The organism is Acetobacterium sp. MES1 (assembly GCF_002237635.1).
GTDB lineage: Bacteria > Bacillota > Clostridia > Eubacteriales > Eubacteriaceae > Acetobacterium > Acetobacterium wieringae.
Window position 1 is genome coordinate 28,881 of record NZ_MJUY01000060.1, and the last position, 21,459, is coordinate 50,339.

Annotated in this window: 18 protein-coding genes; 17 read left to right on the forward strand and 1 reads right to left on the reverse strand. The window is 41.1% G+C overall.

What is annotated here, in order from left to right:
* Positions 1-51: 51 nt before the first annotated feature.
* The 11 genes from BI182_RS16245 (at position 52) to BI182_RS16295 (ending at position 13,839) form a co-directional block, all read left to right on the forward strand.
* Positions 52-2,055: a GBS Bsp-like repeat-containing protein gene (locus BI182_RS16245; protein WP_286809378.1), complete on the forward strand. Its 2,004-nt coding sequence runs from the start codon at positions 52-54 to the stop codon at positions 2,053-2,055.
* Positions 2,056-2,165: 110 nt separating this feature from the next.
* A complete protein-coding gene (locus tag BI182_RS16250; protein ID WP_263992905.1) occupies positions 2,166-3,149 on the forward strand; it encodes a glycosyltransferase family 2 protein in 984 nt (327 codons plus the stop codon).
* A 92-nt stretch (positions 3,150-3,241) separates the two neighbouring features.
* On the forward strand, positions 3,242-4,108 hold the full coding sequence (locus BI182_RS16255) for a glycosyltransferase family 2 protein (protein ID WP_263992906.1): 867 nt from the start codon (positions 3,242-3,244) through the stop codon (positions 4,106-4,108).
* Positions 4,109-4,129: 21 nt separating this feature from the next.
* Positions 4,130-5,527 carry an undecaprenyl-phosphate glucose phosphotransferase gene (locus BI182_RS16260; protein ID WP_070371608.1) on the forward strand — a complete coding sequence of 466 codons (1,398 nt, stop codon included), beginning with the start codon at positions 4,130-4,132 and terminating at the stop codon, positions 5,525-5,527.
* Positions 5,528-5,717: 190 nt separating this feature from the next.
* Complete coding sequence (locus tag BI182_RS16265) at positions 5,718-7,694, forward strand: DUF7657 domain-containing protein (protein ID WP_263992907.1); 1,977 nt, start codon at positions 5,718-5,720, stop codon at positions 7,692-7,694.
* Positions 7,695-7,704: 10 nt separating this feature from the next.
* Entirely contained in the window at positions 7,705-8,649 is a 945-nt protein-coding gene (locus BI182_RS16270; protein ID WP_286809381.1) for a glycosyltransferase family 2 protein, read from the forward strand.
* 84 nt (positions 8,650-8,733) lie between these two features.
* Positions 8,734-9,894 (forward strand): glycosyltransferase family 2 protein, encoded by a 1,161-nt coding sequence (locus BI182_RS16275; RefSeq protein ID WP_286809382.1) that lies wholly within the window; start codon positions 8,734-8,736, stop codon positions 9,892-9,894.
* Between the two features lie 79 nt (positions 9,895-9,973).
* A complete protein-coding gene (locus BI182_RS16280) occupies positions 9,974-11,677 on the forward strand; it encodes a hypothetical protein (protein ID WP_286809384.1) in 1,704 nt (567 codons plus the stop codon).
* Positions 11,674-12,042, forward strand: coding sequence for an EamA family transporter (locus BI182_RS16285; protein WP_286809386.1), 369 nt, complete (start codon positions 11,674-11,676; stop codon positions 12,040-12,042). The genes BI182_RS16280 and BI182_RS16285 overlap by 4 nt, the downstream gene beginning before the upstream one ends.
* The gene (locus tag BI182_RS16290) at positions 12,032-12,382 is read left to right on the forward strand and encodes an EamA family transporter (protein WP_286809388.1); all 351 of its coding nucleotides are present in this window, start codon (positions 12,032-12,034) and stop codon (positions 12,380-12,382) included. Before BI182_RS16285 ends, BI182_RS16290 begins: the two co-directional genes overlap by 11 nt.
* A gap of 71 nt (positions 12,383-12,453) precedes the next feature.
* Positions 12,454-13,839 (forward strand): DUF3329 domain-containing protein, encoded by a 1,386-nt coding sequence (locus BI182_RS16295; protein WP_286809389.1) that lies wholly within the window; start codon positions 12,454-12,456, stop codon positions 13,837-13,839.
* A 102-nt stretch (positions 13,840-13,941) separates the two neighbouring features.
* Here BI182_RS16295 and BI182_RS16300 read toward each other — a convergent pair whose 3' ends face one another.
* On the reverse strand, positions 13,942-15,204 hold the full coding sequence (locus tag BI182_RS16300) for an LCP family protein (RefSeq protein ID WP_286809391.1): 1,263 nt from the start codon (positions 15,202-15,204) through the stop codon (positions 13,942-13,944).
* 273 nt (positions 15,205-15,477) lie between these two features.
* On the opposite strand from BI182_RS16300, the gene BI182_RS16305 reads away from it, so the two are divergent.
* From BI182_RS16305 to BI182_RS16330, 6 genes are all read left to right on the forward strand, one after another.
* Complete coding sequence (locus BI182_RS16305) at positions 15,478-16,047, forward strand: hypothetical protein (RefSeq protein ID WP_286809392.1); 570 nt, start codon at positions 15,478-15,480, stop codon at positions 16,045-16,047.
* Between the two features lie 4 nt (positions 16,048-16,051).
* Positions 16,052-17,626 carry an MFS transporter gene (locus tag BI182_RS16310; protein WP_286809394.1) on the forward strand — a complete coding sequence of 525 codons (1,575 nt, stop codon included), beginning with the start codon at positions 16,052-16,054 and terminating at the stop codon, positions 17,624-17,626.
* A 256-nt stretch (positions 17,627-17,882) separates the two neighbouring features.
* A complete protein-coding gene (locus BI182_RS16315) occupies positions 17,883-18,653 on the forward strand; it encodes a transporter substrate-binding domain-containing protein (RefSeq protein ID WP_070371598.1) in 771 nt (256 codons plus the stop codon).
* A gap of 160 nt (positions 18,654-18,813) precedes the next feature.
* Entirely contained in the window at positions 18,814-19,479 is a 666-nt protein-coding gene (locus BI182_RS16320; protein WP_286809395.1) for an amino acid ABC transporter permease, read from the forward strand.
* Positions 19,460-20,188: an amino acid ABC transporter ATP-binding protein gene (locus BI182_RS16325; protein WP_070371596.1), complete on the forward strand. Its 729-nt coding sequence runs from the start codon at positions 19,460-19,462 to the stop codon at positions 20,186-20,188. Before BI182_RS16320 ends, BI182_RS16325 begins: the two co-directional genes overlap by 20 nt.
* A 125-nt stretch (positions 20,189-20,313) precedes the next feature.
* Positions 20,314-21,459, forward strand: a complete 1,146-nt coding sequence (locus tag BI182_RS16330) for a hypothetical protein (protein ID WP_286809396.1) — start codon at positions 20,314-20,316, stop codon at positions 21,457-21,459.

A 21,459-nucleotide genomic window follows, 5' to 3' on the forward strand; every position in this document is an offset into this window, starting at 1 on the left:
GTTCAATGATAGGGTAGTGAAAAGTCCGGGATTAATTTAAGGTGAGGGGAAATGAAAAAAAAGAAGTGCAATTCGATAAAATCGTTGGTGATCTGTTGGGCATTGATTATGTTTGTTTCAGCAGGTCAAATCCTGGCACAGGATGAAATGGAATTTGCTGTTCAGGAAAATGCGTTATCAGAAAAAACGGAAGTACGGACAGACACAAAACCGGCATTGCAACCGGAAAACCCGGAAACAACTAAAGATACTGCAGGCAGTGATAATGCAGATGTAAAGGTTGATGAAGTGGATGCGGTAACAACGAACGATCAAAATCCGGATGAAGAATTGAGTGAAACAGTAAAAACAACAACTGGGGTTAGTGATCTGAGAATCATCATTTCACAAGCGGCAGAGAATAAGACTCAGTTTACGGTCAGTACCATCGGTTGTGCTGGAAAAGCTGAGATTGGCAGGGTTTTGTTTCCAACCTGGACAGCACGGAATGGCCAGGATGACTTGCATTGGTATGAGGGAACCCGGGATAAAAATGGGGAGTTTTGCATCACCATCGATAGTAAAGACCATGGATACGAGACAGGATCTTACTTGATCCATACCTACATCCATGGACAGCAGGGTGAAATACTAAAAGTTGTTGGAAGTAGTTATAATCTTGAAGAATCTCAGCCTGTTATTTCGATGACAGAAGTATGGAATAACTGTTTTAAGGTAAGTATTTCAGGGCTAAGCAACCGCTATGGCGTCAGCGATGTTGTTGTGCCAACCTGGACACAGATCAACGGTCATGACGATCTGCGCTGGGAAAAAGCTACCTATGTAGGAAATGATACCTGGGAAGCGGTGATAAATATCGCTGATTATAAACAAAGCTATGATACCTTTATCAGTCACGTCTACGTTACCGATAAAAATGGACAACAGAAGTATCTCGGAGCGACAACGAAAATCAGTGACAATCCGTTTATAAAAGATCCATTAAAAGTTGCGGCACATCAGCAGGAAAATGATGGATCGAAGTTTGTCATTAGCACTCAAAACTGCAGCAAAAAGCCTGGGATTAAGCAGGTCGATTTTGCGGTATGGTCAAATCGCAATGGCCAGGATGAGATAAGATGGTATCAAGGGGTGCTTGGCGCAAATGGAGAATACCTTGCCTCGGTGGATATTGAAAACCATGGATTTGAAACCGGCCCATTTATTATCCATACTTATATCAAGGGAAATAATGGAGAGACTATTTCTTTTGCAAGCGTTAACTTTACATTGGCAAAGCTTAATCCCATCATCGAGTATGATAAGGCGGTGCTGAATAATACCTTCAAAATCCGGATCAGGAATGTGGGAAGTGAAAACGGTGTGACCGCCATCATGATGCCAACCTGGAGCCGTTCAAATGGTCAGGATGATCTGCGTTGGGAGCCGGCAACCTATATTGGCAATCACACATGGGAAGCCAACATTAATCTGCGAAACTATAACATTATTGTTGATGCGTTTATTTCGCATGCTTACCTGGTTGATAAAAACGGAAAAATGGTTTTTGTTAAGGACTCCAGTAAAACGATTTTACAGAATACGGCAACAGTATATGGTTTTTATAATTATCCGCTGGATAAAAATTATAAACCCAATCCCAGCGATCCCACCGATTGGTTTGGACCACGCTGGGGTGATATTCACGAAGGGGTTGATATCCCGGCACCCTATTATGCCTCCTGCTATGCAGTTGGCAATGGTATTGTCGAAAAAGCCGGTTTTTTTATGGGCTATGGTCGCTACGTCCGAATCCGCACCACTGATCGCTACGGTGAAAGTGTTTCCTTCTTTTATGGACATCTGCAGGAAATTAACGTGGGTGTGGGACAGTCGGTAAGTAAGGGCCAAAAAATTGGCTCAGTCGGGGGCTCTGGTTATAACGCCCAACGAACCTATATCGATAATGCCTATGGACCGCATCTGCATTTTGGAGCAATCGCCAATGCTGATGATGCCTGTGTCGATCCGGAAATATGGATTGACTTTCACAACCCTTACAGCAATGCAAATTGAGATAGTGCCCAAAAGAGAGACTGGGAAAAGTTCCTGGTCTCTTTTTGTTTAGTAAAGGAAGATCCTATGTTATAATAAAACGGATTATGGATAGAAAAAAGGACGGTTTTATGAAGTGTGATATTTCAGTTATTATACCAAATTTCAATGGGGAGAAGTTTATTGCCAATTGTCTGGATAGTATGATGATACAAAGTTTTAGAACATTCGGGCACATGGAAATTATTGTCGTGGACGACTGCTCCAGCGACGCCAGTATCGAAATCATAAAAAATTATGAAAATGTAACACTGGTGGAAAACCCTGTTAATTCGGGTTTTGATAAGTCGGTCAACCAGGGAATTCTGGCCAGTCATGGAAAATATTGTCTGCTTTTAAATAACGATGTGGTGGCGGATCCCGATTTTGTGAAATATTTATATCTGCATATTGATGATAATCCCCGAATCTTTTCGGTGAGCTCGAAAATGATCCGTTTTTATGAACGGGATAAGCTCGATGACACCGGCGATTTTTATAATATTCTGGGCTGGGGATATAAACGGGGCGATGGCCAATCGGTAAATGCGCATAATAAGCCAACTGCAATTTTTAGTAGCTGTGCCGGGGCGGGGATTTACCGCCGATCGATTCTAAATGAGATTGGCTTGTTTGACGAAGCTTTTTTTGCCTATATGGAGGACGTTGATATCGGATACCGTGCATTGATCAATGGTTATAAAAATCGATATGAACCCAAAGCAATCTGCTACCATATTGGCAGCGCAACCACAGCAGAAGGCCAAAAGTACAGTCCCTTCAAGGTTCAGATTTCAGCCCGCAATAATATTTATGTCGCATATAAAAATATGCCATTTGTTCAATTACTGGTTAACAGCCCGTTTTTATTTTTGGGGTTTATCGTTAAATACATAACGTTTGCCAAAAGGGGCTTTGGCCAGGATTATCGAGCTGGGATTAAAGAAGGTCTGAAAAAGCATCGAATCATGACGAAGGTTCCTTTTCAGTTTCGAAATCTGAAGCATTATTTTTTTATTGAAGTCCAATTGATAGTGAATGTATTTAGACAAGTTGAAAATAAAATAGGCAAGTAAAACAGTTTTTAGATCGGCCCTTCCATATTTGTGGGGGGTATGGTAAAATATAATGTCTTTTGAAAGACAAAATGGCTTAAGAAAGGCTGAAAATGGATTTATCGATTATTATTGTTAATTATAAAACAGAAGAATTGACATCAAATTGTATTGATTCAATTATAAAAAGTAATACCAGAGGATTGTGCTATGAAATTATTCTGGTCGATAATGCTTCTGATGATGGCAGCATCGAAGCCATTGAAAAGCAGTTTCCAGAAATAACGATTATCAAAAACAGCGAAAACCTGGGCTTTTCAAAGGCCAATAACATCGGTATGGCGGTGGCAAAGGGCGACTATATACTCTTGCTCAATTCCGATACCATTGTTGATCTGGATACCTTAAAAGGTGCCCTGGCTTTTATTAAAGATCACAAACATATCGGGGCATTGGGTTGTAAGGTATTGCTGCCATCAGGAAAACTGGATCCGGCCTGTAAACGAAGCTTTCCGACACCGATGAACGGACTTTATCACAGTCTCAATCTGGACCTGGCCTTTCCCGAAAGCACCCGTTTTGGGGCCTATAATCTGACCTATGTGGATGAAAATAAAACCTGTTCCATTGATTGTATTATGGGGGCGTTTATGTTGGTTCCCAGAGCCGTAGTCGATACGGTAGGGATGCTGGATGAGGATTTTTTTATGTATGGGGAAGACGTCGATTGGTGTTATCGGATCAAACAGGCCGGGTATCAGGTCATGTATTATCCGGAAGTTCGAATTTTTCATCACAAAAAAGCCAGTGGCATCGGCAAACGAAATCCCAAAGTGATTGCCGCATTTTATGATTCGATGATCATTTTTTATAATAAACATTATCAGAATAAATATAATCGGTTTACCCGGTGGTGTGTGATTACAGGAACGACAATCATGAAAAAAATGGCCTTAGCAAAAAATAATCGCAGAAAATAAAAACAGGGAAGGGAGACAGGCATGATAAAAAGCAATCAGCGTTTTTTTAATTTTATATTGGTGTTGTTTGATTTGTGTGTGGTGACAGCGTCTCTTTTATTTGCCTGGTATATTCGGTTTGTCTCACCTTTCTTTGATGATGGCGTGCGGACCATGAACCTGAGGGCTTATATTGATTTGCTGGCAATCATTATCCCCCTCTATCTTGTTCTTTTTCTGTTCTTTGGCCTCTACAAACCATATCGCAAACAGCGTTTTTTTAAAGAATGCCGGGAAATCGTCTTTGCCAACATTATTGGCATTGCGATTTTAATGTCGGCCTTATTTACCATGAAAAGCATCCATTTTTCACGGTATATGCTGGGGATTTTCTTTATTACCTCTACGGTGATGATGATTTTGGAGCGGGGATCGATTCGCAAAATTCTCCGAATGGCCCGGGAACGGGGTTTTAACATCAAGTATATTATTATTGTGGGTGCTGGTAGTATTGGTCAAACCTTTGCTGCAAAAGTCGCTGGAGATCGTCAGCTGGGTTATAAGGTAACCGGGTATGTTGATGATTATTATCACAAAAGCGATAAAGATGGGATCCCGATCCTGGGAAAAACCCGGGAAATGAATGAAATTCTGGAAGAATATCAGGTGGATGAGGTCATTATTGCCTTGCCGAATACCAGTTTTAAACGAATCGATGAAGTCATTGATATCTGTGAATACCAGGGTGTTAAAACCCAGATTATTCCAGATTATTTTCACTTGATTCAGGGAACAACAGCTTATTTTGATGAACTGGATGGTATTCCATTGATCAATACCCGTTACATCCCCCTGGATCAGCCCTTGAATAAATGGATCAAGCGAGCAATTGATATTATTCTTTCAATTCTGATTTTAATTCTGGTTTCACCAATTATGTTGGTTACGGCAATTCTGGTTAAAGTAACCTCACCTGGGCCGATTATCTATAAGCAAATTCGGGTGGGGATGGGCCGAAGGGAATTCTGGATTTACAAATTCAGATCGATGCGTTGTGATGCCGCCATTCCTGGGGAAATCGGCTGGACCACTGAGAACGACCCGCGTAAAACAAAATTTGGTGCATTTATCCGAAAAACCAGCATTGATGAACTGCCACAGTTCTACAATGTACTTAAAGGGGATATGAGTATTGTCGGACCCCGACCCGAGAGACCCCATTATGTCACCCAGTTTCAACACGAAATTCCTAAGTATATGATCAAACACCATGTTCGGCCGGGGATCACCGGTTGGGCTCAGGTTCAAGGCTGGCGTGGGGATACTTCGATTCATAAACGGATCGAGTGTGATATCGAGTATATCGAAAAATGGACACTGTGGTTTGATATCAAAGTATTTTTTATGACATTTAAAGCGGTGTTTGAGAGTGGGTATTAAGTTGAATGGAATATTAACAAATAGAAAGATCAATATTTTCATTTTAATAATTTTGTCATTAATATTAACCGGTTTTAGTGAATTGTTTTTTTTAATGATTGAAAACAAAATTGCGATTGAATCGTTCCAATCATGGTCAGGAATTGCCCAGATTATTCAGACTTTCGATTTTGTCAGGTTATTCTTTTTTATGAGTATTGGAATTGGCTTGAGCATTTTGGTGAATCATTACGGAATGGAAAAACTGACAGATAGTGCCTATCGATATCGTTTTTGGATTTCGGCGATATTGGGGATTTTCCTTGTTTTTTTTGAAATTCATGGCTCATCAATCTTGTATTGGCAGAATTATTTAACTAATTTAACCAATATTTCACAACCATTGATTGGCATATCAAGAGCAATCCGTAGTGACGAGTGGGCGGTCAATACACCGATGATGCTGTCGCAGTATTATAATCATTCGGGTTTGTTTCCTTATTTCAGTGAAACCATTCGGGGGGCACTAACCGACACCTTTATCATATATGGTCAACCGGTAAGAGATATTGCGATATTTTTTCGACCATTTCATTGGGGTTATTTACTGTTGGCTCCGGCAAAAGGGCTGTCATTTTTTTGGATCGGTCGAACCATTGCCTTGTTTTTAGTATCCTTTGAATTTGGGATGATCCTCACGAATAAGAGTAAATTGCTGGCCTTGATTTATACCCTGATGGTTACCTGGTCTCCCGTTGTGCAGTGGTGGTTTGCCATCAACGGTCTGGTTGAAATGCTGGTTTTTGGTCAACTGGCGTTGATCATGATCACCCTGTATATGAATAATCAGAATTACTATCGACGGTCACTGTATGCCTTGGTGATGTTAATTTGTGCCGGTGGATATATTTTAACCTTTTATCCAGCCTGGCAAGTACCACTGGTATATGTATTTCTGGCATTATTCATTGGCGTTGTGCTGGAAAATCGGAAGCATTTTGTCTGGAATAAAAAAGATATTGGAATTGGCGTTGGTTTGATTCTATTATTGAGTTTGGGCATGATTTATATTTTGTCTAAATCTGGAGGAACAATTGACTCGGTGATGAATACGGTTTATCCGGGAGGAAGTGCTGAAACCGGGGGAAACCAGGGGTTGCGATTGTTTTTATATCCGGGCAACCTGTTTTTTGCTTTTTCACGGGAACTGACGTATGCAAATCCCTGTGAGCTGGCAGTTTATTTTGATTTCTTTCCGTTGGGAATTGTTTTGTCTGCGTGGGTAGTGATAAAACAAAAGCAGCAGGATAAATTCTTGATCCCGCTGCTTTTAATAAATGCCATGATGATAGTATGGTGTTTGTTTCCGTGGCCGGAATGGTTGGCAAAAATCACCTTGCTCAGTTATTCAAAGCCGGTTCGAGCTTTTTTGGCAGTAGGATTCATAAATATTTTATTGTTGATCCGGGCCCTTGCTTTATTTGACGGTGCGTTTTCAAAATGGTTTAAAGTGGGTAGTGCACTGCTCATGAGCCTCGGAATCACGCTATTGGCGTTTAAAACATATGACGGTTATCTTGATCTGAAAATGAGTATGATTAGTTTACTTCTTTTGTTTGGATCATTTTACGTCATCTTAAGTGGAAACAAGGAGTGGGCCCGTAAGACGTTATTGGTGATTGTCTTTGGTATCATTTTTATTGCAGGATTATTTGTGAATCCAGTTGTTAATGGACTGGATGCGATTTACCAGACGAATTTAATCAATAGAATTCAACAGATCAATACGACGGAAAACGGATTATGGATTGTCGATTCGGGAGCGGAAATTGGTTTTCCAGTGATTAATTTTCCATTAATGGCTGGCGCACCAACAATAAACTCCACAAATGTGTATCCGAATCTGGAAAGATGGCATCTACTGGATCCGGATGGATCAGCAGAGGAAATATATAACCGTTATGCCCATATCAGTGTCAATCTGATTAACACAAGTAATGAAACACACTTTGAACTGAAATCGCCAGATCTTTTTGAAGTGAATTTAAATATTATGGATCTGGAAAAACTAGAGGTAACCTATGTTTTCTCAAAACGGGATTTATCGATACTTTCAAATGAGGCTGTAAGCTTTACGGAGTTAGCAGATGAAAACGGATTTAAGATATATACAGTAAATTATAATTAAAGGAGTAATGATGGAAAAAGGACAAAAAACAGCGATTTTAATCCCCTGTTATAACGAATCTAAAACCATTGAAAAAGTAATCAAAGATCATCAGGCAGTCATGCCTCATGCTGATATCTATGTATATGACAACAATTCCAGTGATGGGACTGATGAAATTGCCAGAAAGGCTGGCGCCATTGTGTGCTACGAATATCGACAGGGGAAAGGCAATGTGGTTCGATCGATGTTTCGGGATATTGATGCCGACTGTTATATTATGACGGATGGAGACGACACCTACCCCGCCGAATTCGCCTTGGAACTGGAAAAACAAATTTATCAAAAACGAGCCGATATGGCCATTGGGGATCGCCTGTCATCAACTTATTTTACGGAAAACAAACGTCCTTTTCATAACATTGGCAATGTTCTGGTGAGAAAGCTAATCAATGTTTTGTTTAAGGCTGAAGTAAAAGATATTATGACCGGAGCTCGGGGCTTCACCCGGGAATTTGTAAAATCCTTTCCGGTTACATCAAAGGGATTTGAAATTGAAACGGAGATGACAATTTTTGCCCTGGACAACAATTTTAAAATAGTTGAAGTGCCGATCGACTATCGGGATCGACCAGAAGGCAGTGTCTCAAAACTCAATACCTATTCAGATGGATATAAAGTGTTGATGACAATTGGAACCTTATTTAGAGATACCAAACCCTATTTGTTTTTCTCGATGCTTTCATTAGTATTGTTGATTATCAGCGGGATCTTTTTTACGCCCATTTTAATTAATTATTTTGAAACCGGCCTGGTCGACAAATATCCGACCTTGATTGTCATTTCGGCCTTGTGGATCATCGCCATTATCAGTTTTTTCAGTGGTGTCATTCTGCAAGTGTTAAAAAAGCAACATCGGCATAATTTTGAAAGGCATTTGAATCTATTGAATGAGATATGGAGAAAAGAAGTCTAAGCAGATCGTGTTGACGGCGGTCTTCCCAACGTTGGAATAAGCGAACGTGAGTAATAAAATATAAAGTATAAAGAGGAAAAGCGATTGGAAGAGAGAGAAATCGAATTAACGATATTAATGCCGTGCCTGAATGAAGCGGAAACATTGGAGATTTGCATAAAAAAAGCGATGTCCTTCTTAGAAGATAACAATGTCGATGGCGAAGTGCTCATTGCCGATAATGGCAGTACCGATGGATCTCAGGAAATAGCCATCAGAAACGGAGCCCGGGTTGTCAATATCGAACAGAAGGGATACGGGAGCGCATTAAGAGGTGGGAGTGAAAACGCCCGAGGTCGATATGTTATCATGGGCGATGCAGACGATAGTTATAATTTTTTAAACCTGATGCCGTTTCTTGAAAAACTAAGAGAAGGCTATGAATTGGTAATGGGAAACCGCTTCAAAGGAGGAATTGAAAAAGGGGCGATGCCGCCGCTGCATAAATATTTGGGAAATCCGGTCTTATCATTTATCGGGCGGATTTTTTATCCCAGTGATATTAAAGACTTTCATTGTGGGCTTAGGGGTTATAACCGAGCGGCGATTCAGAGTCTTCAGTTGCAAACGACAGGAATGGAGTATGCCAGCGAAATGGTTGTTCAGGCTACCTTGCATAAGCTGAAAATGATTGAGGTGCCAACGACCTTATCACCGGATGGTCGGTCACGTCCCCCGCACTTAAGAAGTTGGCGGGATGGTTGGCGGCATCTCAAATTTTTGATGATGTACAGTCCCAATTGGACATTTTTGTATCCTGGCATTATTTTATCAGCCATTGGGTTGGTGATGATGGTAGCAATTGGCGTCGGTCCCACAAAAATCGGTAATGTGAATTTTGGTATAAATACCATGATGTATGGTTCGGCAGCATTGCTGGTTGGGGTTAATATCAGCTTATTTTCAATGTTTACCAAAGCTTATGCATTAAGTTCAGGATTTATACCCAATAGTCCTAAAACCATTGGTATCCTGGAAAAGTTTACCGTCGAAAAAGGCGTTGTAATCGGGGTTTTGTTAACCGTACTGGGGATTGTGGCGACGATTATTGCCTTTGTTATTTGGGGCAACAATTCGTTTGGCAATCTACAGCCAGAGTCAATCATGAAAATAACAATTCCGGCGACAACACTAATCGCCATCGGTATTGAATTGATTTTTGCCAGTTTCTTTCTGGGGATTTTGGAAATTGAACGAAAAAAATAGGATGGTTTCAGACAAGCTAGAGAAAAATTTAGGTTGTCTGTTATTTTTCATTGAAAAAAATTGAGGAGGTGAAAAGAGGGTGTCAACACGTTTTGGAAACGCAAAGAATCGATTGAGGATAGTGATCGAAAAATACCGGTTGGTCATTTTTATGATTGCTTTTATTCTGTTCAAACAACTGCTGGTCATTGGCATGCCTCTTTTTGCCCATGCCGGAGCCGGACACGATGATCGCTTAATGATCAATATGGCCAATTCGTTAATTCAAGGAGAGTGGTTAGGTTCTTACTCGGAAAAGACGTTAGTCAAGGGGCTGTTCTTTCCGCTTTTTTTAGTCGCAAATGATTGGTTTGGAATCCCCTATTCGGTGTCAATTCCAGGAATCTATTCCATCGCATGCGTAATTTTTGTCTTTGGGATCAAACGACTGTTTAAAACTGAATTTCCGCTTTATTTAATTTTTTTGGCGTTGCTGTTTAATCCGATCTCATTTGCCGATGAAACCTTTCTCCGGGTCTATCGAAATAGCTTAACTGCCGCTCAGGTTCTCGTCATCAGTGGCGGGATGTTTGCCGTTTATTTAAACCGCTTTGAAAAAACGGCAATTCAGCTGGTCTGGGCAGTTATTGCCGGACTCGGTTTGGCCGCTTTATGGCATACCCGGGAAGATGGGATCTGGATTATTCCATTGGTGCTGGGCGTCATTATTATTACAGGCATAACGATTATTCTAAAAAAAGAATTATCAATAAAAGAAAAGCTTAAAAAAGGGATGATTACGCTAGTCCCGATGGGAATTCTGATCATATCTACGATAATTATCTCCAGTGTAAATTACGCATATTATGGAATTTACACCACGAATGAGCTCAATGACAGCAATTTTACGAAGGCAATAAAACTCATCTATGCTGTGCAACCGAGTGAAGAAATTGAGCGGGCATCGGTTCCCAGAAGTACGATGACAAAAATTTATGCGGCATCCCCATCGCTAAAAAGTATTGAAAATGAGTTGGAATCAAGTCTGGATCGATGGTCCTGGTACGAAAAAGATGCCAAGGTAAGACAGGTAGAGGATGGTTTTTTCTTTTGGGCGTTGCGGGAAGCGGTTTCCAACTCGGGGTACTATGATGATGCCGAAACGGCCAATCGTTTTTATGAAGCGGTGACCAATGAATTGGAGGCGGCCTTTGACAGTGGCCAGCTTATGCGTCGACCAACCATGCCATCTGCTTTGATGTCTCCCTGGCGGGATGAATATGGCGAAAAACTGGCCAGCGCTTTTTTAAAAACAACTCAGTATGTCACCGGGTTTGAAGCAGTCAAAACCAGTATGGTTGACAGTATTGATGATGGGCAGAATGGGATCTTGCTTTTTGAAGACATTACAAATAATGCGGCCCGAATAAAGGGTGAACCAATTCCATTGAATGTAAAAGTCAGACTTGTGTTAATGAACAGTATTACTGCGATTTATCAAAGCTTGGGCGAAGTGGTCTTTATGGTGGCGCTGGTAGTCTATGGCCTGCTTTCGTTTTTTGTACTGATAAAAAAAATGCGTAACACGTATGCGTTAATGGACTGTTGGTTGGTTTTATCGGCCTTGCTCTTTAGTGCGGCTGTACTGGCTGGTGGTGTCGCCTATACCGATATTTCGGCTTATGTAGCCATTTCATATTGGTATCTGGCAGGGGCCTACCCATTGGTTATCGCATTTAATGTTATCGCGCTCTATAAAATGATGGAAGTATTTGTAAAAATGAGGTATGAGAGAGAAAAATGAGTAAATCGGATGAGAACAGAGGAACACTGAGATTAAAAAACTATTTGTTTTTACATGCAAGTTTATTATTATATTCAATCGGATCGGTTTTTTCAAAAATGGCCAGCAAAGAAGCATTTCTTTCCTGGGCGTTCATACTTTATTACGGCTTGTTTTTATTGATATTATTTGTCTATGCTATTCTCTGGCAGCAGATCTTAAAGCGCTTTCCCTTAACAGTGGCTTTTGCCAATAAAGCGATTACCATTTTATGGGGAATTGTCTGGGGAGTTCTGTTTTTTGGAGAAGCGCTGCGTTGGGGGATGTTGTTGGGTTCGGTGATTATTGTTTCAGGAATATATTTGGTGGTAAGTGATGACAAATAATGAATGGATTTTTTATGCTCTCTATTTGTTTTCGGTTTTAGTGGCTTCCCTTTCACAAGTTATTCTCAAAAAAAGTGCCATGATTCATTATGAAAGTCGCATCCGAGAGTATCTGAACCCCTATGTGATCGGGGCCTATTTTTTCTTCTTCGGATCATCCTTGTTAACGACCTTTGCTTATCGTGGGGTGCCGTTAACAATGGGACCGGTTTTAGAATCAACCGGCTATATTTATGTTGGGATTTTGGGGATGCTGATTCTAAAAGAAAAACTCAGTCGGCGTAAGATTATTGGCAATGTGTTGATTGTCGGGGGGATTTTTGTTTATGCGTTTATCTAAGGGTGTCGTTTCGAGTGATCATAAACGGATCACGTGCATGGCGAAAATCGGTGTTTAGAAGGTAGAGTGTAATGATGAATAGTGACCGTTTTGGAAAAAAATATGGAAATCGAGCGATTCAAAATTTAATCGAATCCCGAAAAACGAATCTAATTCTCTTTTGGGTAATAGTAGCAGTTACATTTGCTTACATGGTGTTTTTAAACAGCAAAACCCCTTTGATTGCTGATGATTTTGTCTATACCTTTATTTTTGCTACCTCAACGCCGGTAATGAGTTTTGGGGATATCGTTACCTCGCAGATTTCCTATTACATGACTTGGGGAGGGCGGGTGGTGGCTGAAACATTGACGCAGCTCTTCATGTTTTTAGGAAAAGATGTTTTTAATGTGGCCAACAGCCTCTGCTATATTGTCTTTTGTCTGGCGGTTTACTTCTTGGCTATGGGTCGTAGAATCCGCTTTGAATTAGTGTTGTTAACGACAATCTTAGTCTGGTTTTTTATCCCAATGTTTGGTCAGACGGTGATGTGGTTAACCGGCTCCTGCAATTACTTATGGTGTGGTACCATTATTCTATTGGCACTTTTGCCATTCCGGCTGTATGAAGAAAAACAGACCAGGCTGTTAAACAGCATCTGGTTTGCCGTGCTGATGATTCCCTTATTTTTTACCAGTGGGATTACCAATGAAAATACGGCAGGTGGGATGATTCTAATTATGCTGCTGTACTGCGGCGTTAACATTAAACGCAAAATTCGGATTCCTGCATTTGCTTATACCGGGTTATTGTTTTCGATCGCTGGCTTCTTATGTATGCTTTTTGCACCAGGAAACAGTTTGCGGGTGGCAAATGAATCGGCGGTTGCCGAGGTCACCATGATGGTGGGATCAAACCCGATTATCACTCGGCTTTCATATTTTGCCTATAATCTTTATGCGCTGATGCCGCTGGTGATTTTGGCGGCGATTGCTTTTGTCATGTTAAGAAATGAAAAAGATCGAAACGCATGGGTGAATTTTGGGATTTTTACTGTGGCAGCTGCAGCGGCCATGTTTGTGATGCTGGCACCACCTAAGTTTCCGCCTCGGGCGATGTTTGGATTGGCGGCATTTCTGATTATTGCTGTGGTATATGCGTTTGGGCAACTCAAATTGAGCGAAGAACGGACCAGGAAATTTGTAATCATTCCCGGTTTGGCAGTGCTGTTATTTTACATCATGTCCTGGGGGTACGTGGGCATCGATGCCATTACAGTTAATAAACAATATGTCGCTCGGGTTCAAATCATTGAGGAACACCAAAATGAAGCGCTGATTCAGGTGCCGGAAATTGTACCCCTGTCCAGCCACAACGGCATGTACGGATTAAAGGATGTTCAATTGGATCCCAATCATTGGGTGAATCGCGCCCTGGCTGACTATTTTGGTGTTCCCAATATCGTTCGCCAGCCATAAACGGACACAAAACAATGATAATATACTGTTGATCTTCTGAAAAATAAGCGCATCAAAAATAAAAGCCACCCGTTGTCAAGGACAGCAGGTGGCTTTATGATTTTAATAGGACAGTTCTTCCACATCAGATCCAGATGTGTTCGATGTGCCTTTGACAGCTGTTTTGATCTCATCGCTAATCTCTAAGGCAGTATCCGAAGGGGTATAATCGGTTTCGTAGACAAATTGATAAAAGGCTTCAATATTTTCGGATAAGGTGTTGGGGACAACATAGGAAACCCCGTCGAGCATATCCAGGGAAATCAGGTCATCGGTGGGGAAACGACTTTGCTCGATATCTTTTGAAGGCATTAAAGCCAAATTGGCACCATATTTGAGCATCTCGAGGGTGCTTAAAGAAGTTTCCACATAGGGTAAGGTCGCCATTACCAGATTATATTGTTCTTGAAGATCCAGATCAAGAGCTTTTGACAAGACCTGCTCAAAAACAACCCGTTGTCGCAGGGTTCGATCAAAGTCGCCATCGCCGACATACCGAACTCGACAGTAGGCCAGGGCTTGGGAACCATCAACGGTTTGGGGTCCAGTTTCTTCCAGAAAGGGGGAACCGGTTTCTACTTTTTCATTGACATCCATCAGATATTCATTGACCCATTCCAGCTCTTCGTCGGTTTCAATATCGATGGTGACCCCACCGACGGCGTTGACCATTGAAACCATGGCGTTAAAATCAATGGTGACATAGTCGGTGATGGTGGTATCAAAATTCTGATTGATCGTCTTAAGGGCTAAATCCGGTCCGCCATAAGCGTAGGCGGCATTGAGTTTATCATATTCGTATTTTTTGTCGATATAAACATAGGTATCACGCATCAGTGAGGCCACCTTGACCTTGCTATGTTCATAATCGGCAGTTGCGATCATGATGGTATCCGTTCGGTCGCCTTCAACATCATCACGACCGTCGACGCCGAAAACAGCAACATTAACAATTTTATGTTGTTTGGCAAAGTTAGCCGCTTCACTGCTGATTCCATACTTGCTTAAATTTCCTTTCAGGTCGCTGGTGACATTTCCTAAGAAAAAGGCGTTAACGGCAAAAGCAGTGGCCATCAGAAAAATAATGATCAGCAGAATAGTGCGGAAAAACTTTTTTACAAAGTCATTGGATTTTTTCTTTTTTTTTGGTAATGGATCGGGTAAGATTACCGGCTTTGTTTTTGACTGCTTTGATTTGGGTTTCGCTTTTGTTTCTGATTTAATGGTCTTAAGGGGACGGGTATCAGGCCTTGGATTCGTGTTGGATGTCTTTTTTGAGCCTGGATTTCGTCTGTTTTTAATCACACTCTTTTTTTTATCGTTCAAATTTTTACCTCGTTGGGAAAGAACGCTGTTTGCAGATCGTTTTACAGACGCATCGGTGCCGGTAATTTGCAAAGTGTTTTCCCATCTTTTACTTAAAAATAAATTCTGATTACGCCAATTTACGACTACTGGTAGGCTATTATATCATAAATGTAAATATTTGTAAAAATAATATAAATAGAAAAAACAAACATTAAATCTTATTATACATTTTAGGAAAACTTTGTTATAATAGATGCAAAGATTGATAGCGAATATAGGAGTAGGGTTAATATGGCAAACGAACAGGAACTCAATGAAAAGAATGAGTACTTTGAATATGTAGAATCGCGCATTGAAAATTTAGAAAAACTGATTTTAAAAAAAGATGAAGAGTTAAAATCACTAATCCTCAAAACGGTTCAAAATGGCCCAGCACAACCAGAGAAAAGCGCAGCTGGGGCTACCGCTCTGCGCCCAGAAGCCAACCACTTCGAGCGGGTCTTCGATGATTTGAAGGAAGAAGAATCCCGCTTTTTGAAAAGTGAAGGTGAAATTCCCAATTATAAAGCCGATGAGTTGAATATCCAGCTGGCCAATATTGAAAAGCGGGAAAAAATGGTTCAGGATATGCTGGATTCCTTAGGGACGGCTCTGGCGATTTTGAAAAAGCGACACGAAGAAGTGAATCGAAAAGAAGAGACGCTCAATCGTGAATATCAGAAGCTTCAGGAAATTGAAGCTTTGTATCGCAACACGGAAGGTTTGGATGCGCTGACGTCGACCTTTGGAAAAGTTACGATTGATAAGGGGAGTTCACGAGAAAACGATGGAACAACCTTTATAAATGACAGCAAGGAGTGATTTGATGAAATTAAGTTTTGGTAAATGCTGGGGTTTGTTAATTTTTGATATCATTGGCTTGGCAATCGCTGGTTATGCTTTTTTATTGGGTTATCAGGTTTTAATGACACTTGAAAACGCCAATGCTTATATTATTCTGATGGGTTTCTTTGTCGGGATCAAGACAATTGTGCTGGCTTTGTACGATTTAAACAGAAACTTATTGCGAAAGAATATTCCCTTCATCGGCGGCGGGATTACGATTCTTGGCAACGGAATTATTTTTGCGATGTGCTTTTTTCTTATTCCAGATGTACCGACAACATTTTTTATTGGTTTGGCTGTGGCGGACTTCTTAATGATAACGCTGTGTCATCTGTTATGGTGGGTTCTGATTGGTAAAGATGATGATTATACCCGAGAACAGAGTGTATCTTCAGATGAAGCACGAATGCCTAAGAAAGAAAAAAAGAAGACGACTAAAAAAGACCGGAGTAATGATCAAAAACAGGAACCGGTAAAAATGGATAAAAATTCAGGGAAAAAAGTGAAAAGCGATAAAAAAACCTGGTTATCCCGAAATGATGAAGAAGAGTCAGAGTACGACAGCATCTTTACCAGTTTGCTGGAAAATGAAAAAAGAGGACAGCAACGCTATGTGGAGTCCCCCAGAGCCGATGAGCCGAGGGCTGTTGCAGAAGAAAAACGCTATCAGACCAGTGATTTTCTCAATGAAATCAAAGAAAATTTAAAAAAAGAAAATAAAGCACCATTAAGTCAAACTGAGGCTCCGGGTGGAACCCGACAAAAACCAGTAAGCCAGGAAATAAACCAATCGCCACAAAAAATACCTGTAGGCTTATCCCCAATGGAATCAGACGGGAAAAAAGCAGTGGGGATTGAGGCAAACTCGCTGATGGGTAATCACGCACCGGAAGCGACCATGATACTGTCAACTCAGAAGCCGTTAATCGAAGTTCCTAAAAATAGCAGCACGGAGCTGTTTGGTGATTTACCAACAGTTAAAGAAAAAAAATCTGATTTTCAAAAAATAGCAGTCAATAATTTAGGTGCTGCCGGAATGAAAACAACAGAAGTGGATGATAACGAAGAGGGCTTTCTTTCCATTGAACGGCGACTGGGCTATTTGTTTCATGAGATCGAAAAATCAATGAAGGAAACCCAGTATCTCCAAGGGGCTATCAGTGATTTTCAGAAAGAAGTGGAAAACTATGAACCCATTGCCGGGGATGAAAAAATTGTGGCCGCCGGTAATCTGATTCGCGAAAAGTTGAAAATGATTATTGATAAACAATTCGTTGTTGATGAGGTTCTGGATGATCTGATTCGGCTATCCAAACTGATTAATAAACGGATCAATGATTTGGATATCATTGAAGCGGGACTGAACCAGCGCAAGATTGCATTGGATCAAAAAGATTTGCTTTTGGTTGAAGCCCGAAACCGAACCCCAGTGGAGAAAGAGGTTGAGATTCTCCCGGAAGAAGTAGTGCTGGAAAATCTGGATGCCGAATTCATCGTGGCTGAAGGGGACTACGAGTCGATTCGCAAATATCTGACTGAGAATCCGGAAGAATAAACACAATAAGGTGATTATAAGGTGATTAAAAGAGATGATCTGATTGTGCGCTGAGCGTGTACGAGCTTGGCGTACAAATGAAGTTAAGCAGTCGTCTCCATAATGATACTAAAGAATAGATTAAACCATCCTTTACTATAATCGATGGTTTTTTTTATTGCGAAGTTTTTATAAAAATGATATACTGCTACCTGTATGAAAGTGGGTGTATTGGCTAAAGATGCACCAAAACTTATTATTATTAGGAGGAAAAGAAATGAAAAGAATCGCAAAGCTTGGTGTTTTGGTAATGGTAGCGGCAATGGTATTTTCATTGGCTGCTTGTTCCAGCGGAACAAAAACTGGCAGTGATACGAAGACATATGTAATCGCTACAGACACAACCTTCAAACCATTTGAGTATGAAAATGAAAAGGGTGAACGGGTCGGAATTGATATCGATCTTTTAGCAGCAATTGCTGAAGATCAGGGTTTCGAATATGAATTAAAGGCCGTCGGGTTTGATGCTGCACTGGGTGAAGTATCGACAGGTCAATCGGATGGGATGATCGCCGGTATGAGTATTACCGATGAACGGAAAAAAACCTTTGATTTTTCCGAGCCATACTTTGACTCAGGTGTTGTAATGGCAGTATCAGCTTCAAACGACACAATTAAGTCTTACGCAGATTTAAAAGGACAAAAAGTAGCGGTAAAAACCGGAACGGAAGGGGCAACCTTTGCTGAGTCAATCAAAGATCAATATGGATTTACAACTGTTTCCTTCCCGGATTCAGCCAACATGTATGAAGATGTAAAAGCCGGAAATTCAGTTGCCTTGTTTGAAGACTACCCAGTCGTTGGTGATGCCATTGCCAGTGGTGTGCCACTTAAAATGGTTACTGACATGGAAAAAGGAAGTTCTTATGGTTTCGCTGTGAAAAAAGGTCAAAATCCAGAGTTGATTGAGATGTTTAATACTGGATTGGCTAACTTGAAGGCTAATGGTAAGTATCAGGAAATCCTGGACACCTATATCAAAAAATAATCTGTTAGAAAAAACTTAACACATTATTAATTTGAAATCATCTGTCAGCATACACTACTGGCAGATGATTTCTCTAAGTTATCTAAAAGTGTTTACTTGCGTGACTTCTTGCGTGTGAGTAAAGACTGTTGGACAACTCAAACTATTGAAGGAGGTTGACGTGAGTATTCCAGAATTAATTGTACAGTATTGGCCCCGCCTGATGGCAGGATTGGTATTAACGGTTGAAATAACAATTATTTCGCTATTTTTTGCAGGTGTTTTAGGCCTTGTTTTTGGTCTCTTGTCAGTATCAAAGAAAAAAGGTTTGAGAGCAATTGCTCTGGTATATGTGGATATTGTTCGGGGAACGCCTTTGTTGGTACAGGCGTTTTTCATCTACTTTGGGATTCCACAGGTTTTGGGAATTCAATCAGATCCGGTAATTTCTGGAATTATCACCCTTAGCCTGAATGCTGGCGGTTATCTGGCCGAAATTTTCCGTGGCGGGATCGAGTCCATCAGCAGAGGGCAGATGGAAGCTGCCCGGAGCCTGGGTTTACCCTACGGAATGGCGATGCGGAGTGTCATCTTGCCTCAGGCAGTCAAAACGATGACGCCGGCGCTGATCAATCAGTGTATTATTACCCTGAAAGATACATCACTCCTCTCGGTTATCGGGGTGACCGAATTAACCCAGACCGGACGACTGATTATTGCCAATAATTTCCAATCCTTTGAGGTGTGGGCGATTGTTGCGGCGATGTATTTTGTGATCATTATGATCTTATCAAAGATCTCAAAACGACTAGAAAGGAAAATGTCTTATGGGAAAAGTAAAAATTAAGAATCTCAAAAAGAGTTTTGGGGATTTAGAAGTCCTGAAGGATATTAACCTGGAAGTTAAAGAGCAGGAAGTGATCTGTATTATTGGGGCTTCTGGTTCGGGAAAGAGCACCTTGTTGCGCTGTATCAATGCCCTAGAAGAAGCCAGCAGCGGGACCATTGAGGTCGATGGGAATGATATCACCAGAGCCGATGGTAATATCAATAAATATCGGCAGGATATTGGAATGGTCTTTCAGCAATTTAATCTCTTCCCGCATATGACAGTTTTGAAAAACATTACCTTTGCGCCAGTGGCCCTTAAACTTAAAACCAAAGAAGAAGCTGAAGAAACGGCACGAAAACTACTAAGAAGTGTTGATCTGGAAGAGAAAGCCAATGTTTATCCGGAACAGTTATCCGGGGGACAACAGCAACGGGTAGCGATTGCCCGGGCCTTGGCCATGAATCCGGATGTTATGCTCTTTGATGAACCCACCTCGGCCCTCGATCCTGAAATGGTTGGGGAAGTTTTAAATGTTATGAAACAGCTGGCAAAAGATGGGATGACCATGATCGTCGTTACCCATGAAATGGGCTTTGCCCGAGAAGTTGCCGATCGGGTGATCTTTATTGATGAAGGCTTTATTGTTGAGGAAGGCCCACCCAGCGAAATCTTCGGGAATCCTAAAAATCAGAGAACCATCAATTTCCTGAACAAGGTCTTGTAATGGCAATTGCAAAAACCATTAAAATAGAGTTTAAAAAACCATCTCTTTGAGGTGGTTTTTATATTTCGATGATAACGCTTTAAAATTAAGGGTATAACTCAAAAAAACGATCAGGAGGGGTAAAAGTGATAGTAAAAGAGTGGTTTATGAACGGGTTTGACTGGATCAAAACAAAGATTATGGAGAATAAGCTGCGAACTGGAGCCTTGCTGTGCCTGCTGTTGGCTCTGGCTGGTTTTTTCTTGCCATTTATGAGTGCAAAAATGAGTGCTTCTGTCACCGGAATCATGAATAATACCTTGGAAGTCATTAGTCCGGAGTATGATATGATCAATTTTTCGCTGAGTGACTTTGTCCTTCAGGAACCCATTGACGAATTTGAGATCTATGGAGTGCCCCTCGGAAATATCAAAGTTTTGGATCAGTCGGTGCTTGATATTTTAAGAAGTCCACTGCCTGATAAAGGCTATGTCAGTAGTATCAACGAAGCCTTAGCAAGTCCGGCGTTGGACTACCTGGTAGATCCTCAGGTTCAACAGATTGTGATAACCCGTTTTAATAATGGCGAGGCGATCAATGGGATTCTCAAAGATTTATGGAATGTCATCCAAAGTGCCCGAAACATTGCCAACCAGGTTAATGATATCACCATTTCGGCCCGGCAGTCCATGGACCAGGTCAATGCGACCATGGCCACCATCGATTCCTATAAAGCCACAGCTAATGGCGGAATCTTGATTCTTTTCCTTGTTGTCATTGCTTTAATGGTACTGATTCTGTATAAACGGGCCAGTATTAAACTGTCAATTTTTATATCCGGGGTTCTGTCAGTGTTGTTTTTAGGAGTGGGAATTGGTACGGCTGTTGCCAACAACCGCATTAATGAACAGCTCAGTAGTCTGGCCAGTCAGGTAAATAGTGGTATTATGGAGACCTTGCGGGCGATACTGACGGGTACCTTTGGTGATGTGGGCACTTTTATCGCAAACTATATCAGTGGTCAGGCAAATTTTGTGGCCCTGGCATTTACCCTGCAGTTAGAAGTCGGCTATTGGATTATTCTGCTGGGATTGTTGGGAGCTTTGGTACTATTGATAGTGCTTGCGAAAAAAGAACGGATAATCAAGGATGAAACGGAAATGGAGATAGTCCTTGATGAATCAGCACTAGCAGAAGAAATTGACGAAGCCATTGAAGCCCAGAATGATGAGCAGGTAAGAGCCGTGTTAGATGAAACAACAAAAGGAGATGCAGCGAAGGACGAAGCATAA